This window comes from Nocardioides rotundus (assembly GCF_019931675.1).
Lineage (GTDB): Bacteria > Actinomycetota > Actinomycetes > Propionibacteriales > Nocardioidaceae > Nocardioides > Nocardioides rotundus.
Window position 1 is genome coordinate 1,402,302 of the sequence record NZ_CP082922.1, and the last position, 12,383, is coordinate 1,414,684.

The window sequence follows — 12,383 nt, forward strand, 5'->3', positions numbered from 1 at the left end:
TTCGCGCCCATGGCCTCAGAGACCGGTTCCACCGACGCGTCCCTCATCGAGTCCCCGCTGCACGACCGGCACGTCGCCCTCGGGGCGAAGTTCGCCGGGTTCGGCGGGTGGTCGATGCCGGTGGAGTACCCCGCTGGCACGGTCAAGGAGCACAACGCCGTCCGCGAGTCCGTCGGCGTCTTCGACGTCAGCCACCTCGGCAAGGTGATGGTGACCGGTCCCGGCGCCGCAGCGCAGGTCAACGCGCGGCTCTCCAACGACCTGGGCAAGATCGAGCCCGGGAAGGCGCAGTACACGCTCTGCCTCAACGAGGAGGGCGGCATCGTCGACGACCTGATCGCCTACTACGCCTCCGACGAGAAGGTGCTCCTGGTCCCCAACGCCGCGAACTCCGCCGAGGTCGCGCGCCGGGTGGCCGAGGGGGCGCCCGGGGGCGTCGAGGTCACCGACCTGCACCGCGACTACGCCGTCCTGGCGGTGCAGGGCCGCGAGTCCGACCGGGTCCTGGAGGAGATCGGCCTGCCGGTCGGCCACGACTACATGACCTTCGTCGAGGCCGACTTCGAGGGCACCGGCGTCGTCGTGTGCCGCAGCGGCTACACCGGCGAGCGCGGCTATGAGCTGATCGTCGCCAACGAGGCGGCCGGCGCGCTGTGGGACCGGATCCTCGAGGCGGGCGCGGAGGTCGGGATCCTCCCTTGCGGCCTGGGCTCGCGGGACACGCTGCGCACCGAGATGGGCTACCCGCTGCACGGCCAGGACCTCAGCGTGGACGTCAACCCGGTCGAGGCCGGGCTCTCCTGGGCGGTCGGGTGGAAGAAGGACGCCTTCCCCGGTCGCGAGGCCGTGCTGAAGGTCAAGGAGGAGGGCCCGAAGCGTCGGCTGCGCGGCCTGGTCGCCACCGGCCGCGGGATCCCGCGGCCCGGGATGGGCGTCACCCTGGTGGCCGACGTACCCCTCGCCGACATCACCTCCGGCACGTTCTCCCCGACCCTGCGCAAGGGGATCGGCATGGCGCTGCTGCCCACGATGGTCAACCCCGACGCGGAGGTCGGGGTGGACATCCGGGGCCGCCGGGAGATCTTCCAGCTCGTCCCGTTCCCCTTCGTCGACACCTCCGTCCGGGAGTCCTGATGCTGCCCGACCAGCCGCCCACCTTCCGCGAGCCCGGCCCCGCCGAGCGCCCCTGGCGCTGGCGCCTGTTGGACGACGGCGGCGCCGAGGCGAGCGTGCCGGAGGAGTACGCCGGCCAGCGCTTCGCGACGCAGGCCGACGCCGAGTCGTGGGTCGGCGAGGTGTGGGCCGAGCTCGCCGCCGAGGGGGTCGCCGCGGTGACCCTCCTGGAGGGCGATCGCGAGGTCTACGGGCCGATGTCGCTGGCGGCCGAGTGAGGTGAGCCGGTCCACCGCCGACGCGGACTTCGCGGCCTACTGCGAGGCGCGCTGGCGGGACCTGGTGGCCGCCCTCGAGCGCGAGGGCGTGCACGGCTCGACCGCGCGGATGGCGGTCGCCGAGGCGCTGTCGACCCTGCGTCGCGGGTGGGCCCGTCGGGTCCGCGAGGCCGACGTCGACGCCGAGGTCTGGGCCGCAGCGCGGGAGCGGGCGGGGCTGCCGCCCGACGAGGGGCGGCTCCCTCTGGCGGCGCCGACTCCCGATGCCGAGCCCGACCCGCCGGGGGCGTGGCTGGAGCGGGCCGAGCGCCGCTCCGCGCTGCGCCGCCGGGTGCTCCGGCGCCGCGTGGTGCGCGGGGTCCTCGCGTGTGCGGTCGTGGTCGGGGCGCTCTCCTGGTGGCAGACCCGCCCGGAGCCGCCGCCGGTGCGCGCGGAGGACAACCCGTTGCCGGTCGCGTGGTACGCCGACGGCGAGCTGCATCTGGAGCGGGTGGTGGTCGGGCTCCCCGGGGTGGAGGCGTTCCGCCCGGTGGGCTCGAGCGTCGCCGTGCGCCTCGAGGACGGGACGCGCTGGCTGGTCACCCCCGACGGCGAGCTGGAGGAGCCCGAGCGGCCGTTGCGGTTCACCGCCCGCGAGGGGGTGCCGCGGCTGCTCTCGGCCGCCGACTTCGAGGTGATGGACCGGGCCCGCGCGGCGGACGGGTCGACGGTGCAGGTCGTGCTCTATCGCAAGGGGTGGGACTCGCTGCGCGTGGACCGGTACGTCGCCATCGTGTGTCGCAGCGACCAGGACTGCCGGGAGCATCCGCTGCCCGGCCGGATCCGCTTCGGCTGAGCCTGCGCACTAGCCTTCGGCCCATGCCGCGGTTCAGCCAGGTCGACGTGTTCTCCGCCGAGCCGCTGCGCGGCAACCCGGTCGCGGTCGTGCACGACGCCGACGGGGTGAGCGACGAGCAGATGGCGGCGTTCGCGCGGTGGACCAACCTGTCGGAGACCACGTTCCTGCTCGCGCCCACCGACGCAGACGCGGACTACCGGCTGCGGATCTTCACCCCCGGCCGCGAGCTGCCGTTCGCCGGGCACCCCACACTCGGCTCGGCGCACGCCTGGCTGGCGGCCGGCGGTCGCCCGGCCCGTCCCGGGACGCTCGTGCAGGAGTGCGGCGCGGGGCTGGTGACCCTGCGCACCGAGCCGTCGCTCGCCTTCGCCGCGCCGCCGCTGCTGCGCTCGGGTCCGCTGTCGCCCGAGGTGCGGGCCGGTGTGCTCGCGGCGCTCGGGCTCGGCGAGGACGACGTCCTCGGCATGCAGTGGTGCGACAACGGGCCCGGCTGGGTCGGCGTACTCCTCCGCTCCGCCGACGACGTGCTCGCCGTCCGCCCCGACCTCACCCGCTTCGGCGAGCACAAGATCGGCCTCGTGGGCAGGTACGACGACCGGCGGGCCGCCGAGGTCGGCGCGCTGGTCGAGGTGCGGGCGCTCGCCCCGGGGCTCGGCGTCGTCGAGGACCCGGTCACCGGCTCGCTCAACGCGGCGCTGGCGCAGTGGCTGGTCGGTGACGGCACCCTCCCGGAGCGGTACGTCGCCTCCCAGGGGACGCTGCTCGACCGGGCCGGCCGGGCGCGCGTCGAGGCGGATCCCGACGGCACGATCTGGGTCGGCGGCGACACCACGACGACGATCGTCGGCGAGGTCGCGCTCGACGCGTGAGTCCTGCCGCCGGGTGTCGGCGGGCCGGACTAGAGTCGGTGCCATGCGGGCCTACCTCGACCTCCTCCAGCGGATCCTCGACGAGGGCGCGGCCAAGGGCGACCGGACCGGCACGGGCACGCTGTCGGTCTTCGGGCACCAGATGCGCTTCGACCTGCGCGAGGGCTTCCCGTTGGTGACGACGAAGAAGATCCACACCCGCTCGGTCTTCGGCGAGCTCATCTGGTTCCTCCGCGGCGACACCAACGTCAAGTGGCTGCAGGACCGCGGCATCACCATCTGGGACGAGTGGGCCGATGAGAACGGCGACCTCGGCCCGGTCTACGGCGCCCAGTGGCGGTCCTGGCCGGCGCCCGACGGACAGCACATCGACCAGCTCAACCAGGTGGTCGAGCAGATCCGCTCCGACCCCGACTCCCGCCGCCACCTGGTCACCGCGTGGAACCCGGCCGACATCCCCGACATGGCGCTGGCGCCGTGCCACGCGCTGTTCCAGTTCTACGTCGCCGACGGGCGGCTCTCCACGCAGCTCTACCAACGCTCCGCCGACGTCTTCCTCGGCGTGCCGTTCAACATCGCGTCCTACGCGCTGCTGACGCACATGGTCGCGCAGGTCACCGGCCTGGAGGTCGGCGAGTTCGTGCACACCCTCGGCGACGCGCACCTCTACTCCAACCACCTGGAGCAGGCGCGGCAGCAGCTCACCCGGGAGCCCCGCGCGCTCCCGCGGCTGGTGCTCGACCCGTCGGTGACCACCCTGGACGGCTTCGACCTCGAGCACATCGACGTCGAGGGCTACGACCCCCACCCGGGGATCAAGGCGCCGATCGCGGTCTGAGCATGAGCAAGCGCATCGTCCTGGTCGCCGCGCACGCCCGCGACCGCGGAATCGGCCGCGACGGCGGCATCCCGTGGCGGCTGCCGCACGACTTCGCCCACTTCAAGCGCGAGACCCTCGGCCACACGCTCGTCATGGGCCGCGCTACCTGGGACTCGATCGGCCGGCCGCTGCCCGGGCGGGAGACCGTCGTGGTCACCCGTGACCCGGACTGGTCCGCGGGAGAGTACGCCGACCAGGTGCACGTCGCGCACAGCGTCGAGGAGGCGCTCGGGATCGCCGCGGCGCTGCCCGGCGACGTGATGATCGCCGGCGGCGGTGCGATCTACTCCGCGACCCTCCCGGTGGCGACCCACCTGGTGCTGACCGAGGTGGGCCTCGACGTCGAGGGCTGCGACGCCTTCTTCCCCGACTACGACGCCGCCGACTGGGTGGAGACCCGGCGCGAGTCGGGAGAGGACGTGGAGTGGGTCTGGCTGGAGCGGGCCTCCTGATGGCTCCCGAGGTGGCGATCCGGATCGACCGCGACAGCGAGGTGGCGCCGTACGACCAGGTCAAGGACCAGCTGAGCGCGCTGATCGACTCCGGCGCGCTCCCGGCCGGGACGAAGCTGCCGACCGTGCGCGCGCTGGCGGCCGAGGTCGGGCTGGCGCCGAACACGGTGGCGCGTGCCTACCGCGAGCTGGAGGCCGCCGGGGTTCTGCAGACCCGCGGCCGCTCCGGCACCTTCGCCGGCGGCGCCGGGGTCGAGCGTGAGGCCCGCGAGGCGGCGGTGGCCTTCGTCGAGCGCGCCCGGGGCCTCGGGCTCTCCGACGACGAGGCCCTCGCGCTCGTCCGCCGCGCGCTGGGGTGACCTCCCGGGGTGCTCGGGCTGCCCCGCCCGCCCCGCCCGGCCTGCCGCCGGCCGGGGCTGGACATTTACCAGGTAGTCGCGCCACAGGGTCGCCGTACCCAGCAAATTCACCACGTAGAGCGACGGTTCATCGCGACTACCTGGTCAACGAACGAGGGGAGTCCGCGGGTCCAAACGTGATCGGATCGTGACCTGTCCGACCCCCACGCGGGCCCTCCAGGTCGGACCATGGAGGTGGTCGGGTGCGGCGTCCGCATCCGGAATGGCCCCCGACCGGCGCGACCGCCGCGGGGGAGCGGCCGTTGCTGCCCGGGGAGCGATAGCCTGAGCCCATGAGCACAGCAGGATCCGAGGCGCCGTTCGGGCGGCTGCTCACGGCGATGGCCACGGCCTTCCACGCCGATGGCAGCGTCGACCTGGACGGCACCGCCGCCATCGCCCGCCACCTCCTGGACCACGGCAACGACGGCGTCGTCGTCTCCGGCACGACCGGCGAGTCCCCGACGACCTCGGTGGCCGAGGACGGCGAGATCCTCGAGGCGGTCAAGGACGCGGTCGGCGACCGCGGTCTCGTCGTCGCGGGCGTGGGCACCAACAGCACCGCGCATTCCGTCGAGCTGGCCGAGCAGGCCGCGAAGGTCGGTGTCGACGGGATCCTGCTGGTCACGCCGTACTACAACAAGCCCGGCCCGGCCGGCGTCCGGTCGCACTTCCGCACCGTCGCGACCGCGACCGACCTGCCGGTGATGCTGTACGACGTCCCGGGCCGCACCGCCACCCGGATCGACCTGGACACCTACCGCGCCGCCCGCGAGCTGGACACCGTCGTCGCGGTCAAGGACGCCACCGGCGACCCGGCCGGCTCCGCGCGGCTGGTCGACCTCGGCTACGCCGTCTACTCCGGCGACGACGCGCTGACCCTGGGCTACCTCGCCTACGGAGGCGTCGGCCTGGTCAGCGTCGCCGCGCACGCGGCCGGCACCCAGATCCGGGAGATGATGGACGCCTTCCTCGCCGGCGACCACGCCGACGCTGCCCGCCGGCACCGCGAGCTGCTGCCCGTCTTCGACGCCGTGATGGGCGTCCCCAACTACGGCGCGACCACCGCCAAGGCGGCGATGCAGCTGCTCGGCGTGCTCGACGACCGGCACGTGCGCGGGCCGCTGGTGCCCCTCGACGACGCGGAGTACTCCGCGCTTGAGGCCGCCCTGCGATCCGCCGACCTCCTCTGACACCCCTCCTGCGAAAGGCACCGGCTTGAGCCACGCCCACCCCGAACTGTCCACCCCCAAGCCGCTGGAGAAGGGCGGGCTGCGCGTCACCCCGCTGGGCGGCCTCGGCGAGGTCGGCCGCAACATGACCGCGTTCGAGTACGACGGCCGCCTGCTGCTCGTCGACTGCGGCGTCCTGTTCCCCGAGGACCACCACCCCGGCGTCGACCTGATCCTGCCCGACTTCGGACCGATCCGGGACCGGCTCGACGACGTCGAGGCGCTGGTGCTCACCCACGGGCACGAGGACCACATCGGCGCGACGCCGTACCTCCTCCGCGAGCGCGGCGACATCCCGCTCGTCGGCTCCCGCCTCACCCTCGCGCTGCTGGACTCCAAGCTGCGCGAACACCGGCTCAAGGAGACCGTGCACCACACGGTCAAGGAGGGCGACACCCTGCAGTTCGGGCCGTTCGAGCTCGAGTTCGTCGCGGTGAACCACTCCATTCCCGACGCCCTGGCCGTGGTGATCCGCACCGGCGCCGGCACCGTGCTGCACACCGGCGACTTCAAGATGGACCAGCTCCCGCTGGACGGCCGGATCACCGACCTGCGCTCCTTCGCCCGGCTCGGCGAGGAGGGCGTCGACCTGTTCCTGGTCGACTCGACCAACGCCGAGGTCCCGGGCTTCACCACCGCGGAGAAGGACATCTCCCCGGTGCTGGACCGGGTCTTCGCCAAGAGCGAGCAGCGGATCATCGTCGCCTGCTTCGCCTCGCACGTGCACCGGGTGCAGCAGGTGCTCGACGCCGCCGTGGCGCATGGCCGCAAGGTCGGCTGGGTGGGGCGCTCGATGGTGCGCAACATGGGGATCGCGCAGGACCTCGGCTATCTCGACGTGCCGCCCGGTGTGGTCGTGGACGCCAAGGAGCTCGCCGAGCTGCCCCCGGAGAAGCAGGTGCTGATCTCCACCGGCTCCCAGGGCGAGCCGCTCTCGGCGCTGGCCCGGATCGCGCAGCGCAACCACAACTTCGTCCGGATCGAGGAGGGCGACACCGTCGTCCTGGCCAGCTCGCTCATCCCCGGCAACGAGAACGCCGTCTACCGGGTGATCAACGGCCTATCCCGCTGGGGCGCGAACGTCGTGCACAAGGGCAACGCGCTCGTGCACGTCTCAGGCCACGCGAGCGCCGGAGAGCTGCTCTACTGCTACAACATCGTCCAGCCGCGCAACGTGCTGCCGGTGCACGGCGAGATCCGGCACATGCGCGCGAACGCCGAGCTGGCCCGCGCGACCGGCGTACCCAACGTCGTGGAGGCCGAGGACGGCGTGGTCGTCGACTTGGTCGACGGCGTCGCGTCGATCGCCGGGAAGGTCGACGTCGGCTACGTCTTCGTCGACGGCTCCTCGGTCGGCGACCTCACCGAGCACTCGCTGAAGGACCGGCGGATCCTGGGGGAGGAGGGCTTCATCTCGGTGATCGTGGTCATCGACTCCACCACCGGCAAGGTGGTCTCCGGCCCGGAGATCCACGCCCGCGGCTTCGCCGAGGACGACGCCACGTTCGATGAGATCAAGCAGCCGATCGTGGACGCGATCGACGCGGCGGTCCGCGACGGCGTGGACGACACCTACCAGCTCCAGCAGACCGTCCGGCGCGTCGTCGGGCGCTGGGTCAACCGCACCCACCGGCGCCGCCCGATGATCATCCCGGTGGTCGTCGAGGCCTGACCCGCCGACCGGGGTCGAGACGCCGCAGACACGCGCACGGTCGCGTTAGGGACACTCGACTTTAGTTGGTACGGTGGAGGGACCACGGGTCGCGCAGCGTGCCGAGCCCACCCCCCGGGCCAGCGCGCAGACCAGGACTGAGTTTCCCCCAAGAGCTCAGTCTGTGCATGCGCCCTGTGGAGGGGTGGGGGACGATTGCCCCCCAGTGCGTCCCTCACCCCGCTTCAACGCCGCCCACGATCCCGGTGCCTCCATGCTCACGACCGCGTCCACGGCGTCCAGGCCCACCGTGCTGTGGGTGATCCACAGCACCGAGCGGTCGGAGGCGAGGACCTCGTCGGCGATGCGCTGCGCCGTGCCGGTGTCCAGGTGAGCCGTCGGCTCGTCCAGCACGAGGACCGGGGTGGCCGCCAGGACCGCCCGCGCGATGCCGATCCGGGCGCGCTCCCCGCCGGAGACCGCGGCATGGCCCTCGCCCAGCATCGTGTGCAGGCCGTGGGGGAGAGCCGCCGCCCAGGCGCCGAGATGGGCCGCCTCGAGCGCGTCGGCGACATCGTCGTCGCTGGCCGAGGGGCGGGCCAGGCGCACGTTCTCGGCGAGGGTGGAGGAGAAGACGTGCGGATCGTCGTCCACCAGCCCGACGGTCCGCCGTACCTCGTCCGGCGCGAGCGCCAGGGTGTCCACGTCGCCCAGGCGTACCTCGCCGTCGGCGGGGTCCAGCATCCGCAGGAGTACGCCGGCCAGCGTGGACTTGCCCGACCCCGACGGCCCCACCACGCCGATCCGGGCGCCGGTGCGCAGCGTCAGGTCGAGATCGGTGAACGCCGGCCGCTCGCCCCACCCCGCAGCCAGCCCCCGCGCCCGCACCGTCGTCCCCGCCGAGTCGGCGATGAGGGGGGAGGGGGAGACGGGTGGGGTGGTGAAGGCCGGGCGGGCGGTGGCGAGGGCCGCCAGGCGGTCGGCGGCGGCGCGGGTACGGATCGACAGGGCGCCCGCGTCGGGCAGCGGGGTGAACACGTCGACCAGCGCGACCGGAACCATCACCAGGAGAGCCAGGGTCGCGGCGCCCACGCTTCCCGCAGGGATCGCGGCGGCCGCGGCCAGGACACCCCCGGTGGCGGCCAGGAGCGGCAGCGCCCGACCCGCCGCGACGGCGCGGGCCGAGCGGCGCTGCGCCGTACCGAGGGCGGCGGCCTCCGCGTCGACGGCGGAGAGGAACCGCTCCTCGGCTCCCCAGATCGCGACCTCGCGGGCCCCGTCGAGCAGCTCGGTGACCGCGGCCGCGAGCCGGGAGCGGGCGGCGACGAACGCGCCCTCGGCCCGCTGGGCACCCCACCGCCCGGCCAGCCCGGCGAGCAGCCCGACCACGCACACCGCGGCGACGACCGCACCGGCGGCGGGGGAGAGCCACCAGGCGAACCCGGTGGTGCCCGCACCGACCAGGAGAGCGGTCAGCCAGGGCTGACGGACCCGGAGCTCGGCGTCCACCACGGAGTCGACGTCGTCGACGACACCCGCGAGCACCTCGCCGCGGCGGGTACCCGGGCGCCCCAGCCGGCCGGGGACGAGCGGCACCAGGGCGTCGTACACCTCCGCCCGGCGCTGCGCGAGCAGTCGCAGCGCCGCGTCGTGGGAGACCAGCCGCTCGGCGTACCTCAGCACCGGTCGGGCCAGCCCGAACAGCCGCACCCCGACGATCGCCATCATCAGCATGAGCACCGGCGGATGCTCCGCGGACCGTGTGATCAGCCAGCTCGCGGTCGCAGTCAGCGCGACGCCGGAGGCCACGGAGAGGGCACCCAGCGCCAGTCCGGTACGGCGACCCCAGCGGGCCGGGCGGTCCGCGGCGCCGTGGTCCGGAACCTCGGCGCGGACGGGTCTCGGCGCCGGCGTACCGGCCCGAGAACCCTCACCCTCCACCTGAGGGTCAGGCGGTGCGTGCAGGGTGAGGACCCGGTCGGCCGCATCGAGCACCGCCGCCCGGTGCGCGACCACCACCACGGCCGCACGCTCCCCGAGCCAGCGCAGCGTGCGCAGCAACACGGCCTCGGTGGCAGCGTCGAGGTGGGCCGTCGGCTCGTCCAGGAGCACCCAGCGCCGCCCTGCCTCCACCGCGAGCACCACTCGGGCCAGGCCCAGCCGCGCACGCTCCCCGGCCGACAGCCCGGCGCCGTCCTCGCCCAGCGGGGTGTCGACGCCCTGGGGGAGGGCGGCCACGACCCCGGCCAGCTCGACCCGGGCCAGGGCGCGCGCCACGGCGTCGTCGGTCGCGGCCGGGTCGCCGAGCCGCACGTTGTCGGCCACCGTCCCGCTCGTGAGCCACGGCCGCTGCGGCGCCCACGCGACGCGCCCGCGCCAGTCGGCGACCTCCGCCAGGTCGTGCCCGTCGACCAGCACGCTCCCCGCGTCGGCGGGCAGCTCGCCCAGCAGCACCTGCAGCAGCGTCGACTTGCCGCACCCCGACGGCCCGGCGACGGCGGTGATGCCGGGGCCGGGCACGTCGAGATCGACGCCGGCCAGCGCCGGCGTGCTCCGCCCGGGGTGCCTCACGGTGAGGCCGCGCACGGTCAGGCCGGGGGAGACCGCTGCGAGGCGGTGCGGCGCCGGCGCAGGGGGAGCGACGGGCGCGGCCCCGAGCACCTCGGTGGCACGAGCGAACGACGCGGTCCCCTCGGCGGCGGCGTGGAACTCCGCCCCGACCCGGCGCAGCGGCCAGTACGCCTCGGGCGCCAGGAGCAGCACGATCATCGCGGTCCGGAAGTCCAGCCCGCCGGCCGCGAGCCGCAGGCCCACCTCGACGGCCACCAGCGCGACCGAGACGGTCGCCACCAGCTCCAGCACCGCGGAGGAGGCGAAGGCGACCCGCAGCGTGTCGACGGTGGCGCGCCGGTAGTCCTCGGTGACCCGCCGGATCGTCCCCGACTGCGCGTCCGCGCGGCGGAAGGCCACCAGGGTCGGCAGCCCGCGCACCACGTCCACGAAGTGGCCGGCCAGCAGGGCGAGTCGCCGCCACTGCCGGTCCGCCCGGTCCCGGGTCGTGAGCCCGATCAGGATCGCGAACAGCGGCACCAGCGGCAGCGTCAGCACCACGACCAGCCCGCTGAGCCAGTCCAGCCAGAAGATCGCGACCGCGGTGGCCACGGGCAGCACGCCCGCCAGCACCAGGCTCGGCAGGTAGCGGGTCAGGTAGGGCTCGGTCGCCGCCACCCCGCGGGTCGCCAGGAGCGCCAGGTCGCCCGTCCGCTCGCGCGAGCGGGATCGCGCGTCCAGCGCCAGCGCGCTCTCCATCAGCCGCCGCCGCAGCGCCTGCGAGACGCGGGTCGCGGCCCGCGAGGCGCTGACGTCCATGAGGTACGCCGCCCCGGCGCGCGCGGCCACGATCGCGACCAGCCACCCGGCCGACGCGTGCCACGCCGTACCCCCCGGGTCGGAGACCAGTCGCACGAGCAGGGTCCCGAGGGCGAACGCCTGGGCCACGGTCAGCAGCCCGCCGACCACCCCGGCGGCCACGACGCCGGCCAGGCTGCGCCGCGCCGGGCGCAGGTGGGGGAGGAGCGCCGGGTCCAGCGGCCGCACCTCAGGCGCCCGCGGTGCCGGAGGGAGCCGGCCGGTGGTCCACCGGATCGGGGATGTGGCGCACCGAGATCCGCTTGCGGAACACCCAGTAGGACCAGCCCTGATACATCAGCACGAGCGGGGTGAAGATGGCCGCGACGATGGTCATGACCTTGAGGGTGTAGTCGGTCGCCGAGGCGTTCTCCGTGGTCAGCGAGTACGACGCGTCGATGCTGGAGGGCATCACGTCGGGGAAGAGCGCCACGAAGAGCCCGGCGACCGCGAGCGCGATGGTGGCGAAGGTGCCGGCGAAGGCGACTCCCTCCCGCCCCGCGCGCGCCATCGCCAGGCCACCCAGGAGGGCGATCGCGGCGACGGCGAAGAGCACGCCGCTGACCGCCGTACCCGTCCTGATCTGCGTCCACACCAGGAAGACCACCGCGAGCACCGCGGCGAGAAGTCCGACCCGGACCGCCAGCGCCCGGGCGCGGTAGCGGATCGGCCCGTCGGTCTTGAGCGCGACGAACATTGCTCCGTGGGTCATGAACAGGGTGAGCGTGACCAGGCCGCCGAGCAGTCCGTAGGGGTTGAGCAGGGTGAGCAGCGTGCCGGTGTACTCCAGGTAGAACGGCTCCGGCGGGTTGTCGCCCAGCGGCGCGATCGGCACGCCGCCGACGATGTTCGCGAACGCGACGCCCCACAGCAGCGCGGGGACGTAGCTGCCGAGGATCGCGCAGAGGTCCCAGCGCCGGCGCCAGGTGTCGTCGTTGCGCTTGCCGCGGTACTCGAAGGCCAGGTTGCGCACGATCAGCGCGAGCAGGATCAGCAGCAGCGGGAGGTAGAAGCCGCTGAAGAGGGTCGCGTACCAGAACGGGAAGGAGGCGAAGATGGCGCCGCCCGCGGTCAGCACCCACACCTCGTTGCCGTCCCAGACCGGGCCGATGGTGTTGTAGAGCACCCGGCGCTCCCTCTCGTCCCGGGCCAGGACGGGCAGCAGCATGCCCACCCCGAAGTCGAACCCCTCCAGGGTGAAGTAGCCGATCCACAGGATCGCCACCAGGCAGAACCAGACGGTCGTGAGCTCCATCGTCGTGTC

11 protein-coding genes are annotated in these 12,383 nt (G+C 74.0%); 9 read left to right on the plus strand and 2 right to left on the minus strand.

Features of this window, described 5'->3' with window-relative positions; genetic code table 11:
• The first annotated feature begins 9 nt into the window (after nt 1-9).
• From gcvT to K8W59_RS07000, 9 genes are all read left to right on the plus strand, one after another.
• Nucleotides 10-1,134, plus strand: a complete 1,125-nt coding sequence (gene gcvT / locus K8W59_RS06960; RefSeq protein WP_223398786.1) for a glycine cleavage system aminomethyltransferase GcvT — start codon at nt 10-12, stop codon at nt 1,132-1,134.
• Nucleotides 1,134-1,391: a hypothetical protein gene (locus K8W59_RS06965; protein WP_317846316.1), complete on the plus strand. Its 258-nt coding sequence runs from the start codon at nt 1,134-1,136 to the stop codon at nt 1,389-1,391. Before gcvT ends, K8W59_RS06965 begins: the two co-directional genes overlap by 1 nt.
• Before the next feature lies 1 nt (nt 1,392).
• Nucleotides 1,393-2,226 (plus strand): hypothetical protein, encoded by an 834-nt coding sequence (locus K8W59_RS06970; protein ID WP_223398788.1) that lies wholly within the window; start codon nt 1,393-1,395, stop codon nt 2,224-2,226.
• Nucleotides 2,227-2,249: 23 nt separating this feature from the next.
• Nucleotides 2,250-3,098, plus strand: a complete 849-nt coding sequence (locus K8W59_RS06975; RefSeq protein ID WP_223398790.1) for a PhzF family phenazine biosynthesis protein — start codon at nt 2,250-2,252, stop codon at nt 3,096-3,098.
• Between the two features lie 43 nt (nt 3,099-3,141).
• Nucleotides 3,142-3,936, plus strand: a complete 795-nt coding sequence (locus K8W59_RS06980) for a thymidylate synthase (protein WP_223398792.1) — start codon at nt 3,142-3,144, stop codon at nt 3,934-3,936.
• A gap of 2 nt (nt 3,937-3,938) precedes the next feature.
• Nucleotides 3,939-4,430: a dihydrofolate reductase gene (locus K8W59_RS06985; RefSeq protein ID WP_223398794.1), complete on the plus strand. Its 492-nt coding sequence runs from the start codon at nt 3,939-3,941 to the stop codon at nt 4,428-4,430.
• Nucleotides 4,430-4,789 (plus strand): GntR family transcriptional regulator, encoded by a 360-nt coding sequence (locus K8W59_RS06990; RefSeq protein WP_223398804.1) that lies wholly within the window; start codon nt 4,430-4,432, stop codon nt 4,787-4,789. The genes K8W59_RS06985 and K8W59_RS06990 overlap by 1 nt, the downstream gene beginning before the upstream one ends.
• A 332-nt stretch (nt 4,790-5,121) precedes the next feature.
• Complete coding sequence (gene dapA / locus K8W59_RS06995) at nt 5,122-6,021, plus strand: 4-hydroxy-tetrahydrodipicolinate synthase (RefSeq protein ID WP_223398807.1); 900 nt, start codon at nt 5,122-5,124, stop codon at nt 6,019-6,021.
• Between the two features lie 25 nt (nt 6,022-6,046).
• A complete protein-coding gene (locus K8W59_RS07000) occupies nt 6,047-7,732 on the plus strand; it encodes a ribonuclease J (protein ID WP_223398809.1) in 1,686 nt (561 codons plus the stop codon).
• A gap of 156 nt (nt 7,733-7,888) precedes the next feature.
• Here the strand turns inward: K8W59_RS07000 and cydD are convergent, their stop codons facing one another.
• Nucleotides 7,889-11,308 (minus strand): thiol reductant ABC exporter subunit CydD, encoded by a 3,420-nt coding sequence (gene cydD, locus K8W59_RS07005; protein ID WP_223398816.1) that lies wholly within the window; start codon nt 11,306-11,308, stop codon nt 7,889-7,891.
• Nucleotide 11,309: 1 nt separating this feature from the next.
• Entirely contained in the window at nt 11,310-12,374 is a 1,065-nt protein-coding gene (gene cydB, locus K8W59_RS07010; protein WP_223398818.1) for a cytochrome d ubiquinol oxidase subunit II, read from the minus strand.
• Between the last annotated feature and the right edge of the window lie 9 nt (nt 12,375-12,383).

Coding starts and splice junctions, on each gene's coding strand:
- gcvT (WP_223398786.1), top strand. CDS start 10: ATGGCCTCAGAGACCGGTTCCACCGACGCGTCCCTCATCGAGTCCCCG.
- K8W59_RS06965 (WP_317846316.1), top strand. CDS start 1,134: ATGCTGCCCGACCAGCCGCCCACCTTCCGCGAGCCCGGCCCCGCCGAG.
- K8W59_RS06975 (WP_223398790.1), top strand. CDS start 2,250: ATGCCGCGGTTCAGCCAGGTCGACGTGTTCTCCGCCGAGCCGCTGCGC.
- K8W59_RS06980 (WP_223398792.1), top strand. CDS start 3,142: ATGCGGGCCTACCTCGACCTCCTCCAGCGGATCCTCGACGAGGGCGCG.
- K8W59_RS06985 (WP_223398794.1), top strand. CDS start 3,939: ATGAGCAAGCGCATCGTCCTGGTCGCCGCGCACGCCCGCGACCGCGGA.
- K8W59_RS06990 (WP_223398804.1), top strand. CDS start 4,430: ATGGCTCCCGAGGTGGCGATCCGGATCGACCGCGACAGCGAGGTGGCG.
- dapA (WP_223398807.1), top strand. CDS start 5,122: ATGAGCACAGCAGGATCCGAGGCGCCGTTCGGGCGGCTGCTCACGGCG.
- cydB (WP_223398818.1), bottom strand. CDS start 12,374: ATGGAGCTCACGACCGTCTGGTTCTGCCTGGTGGCGATCCTGTGGATC.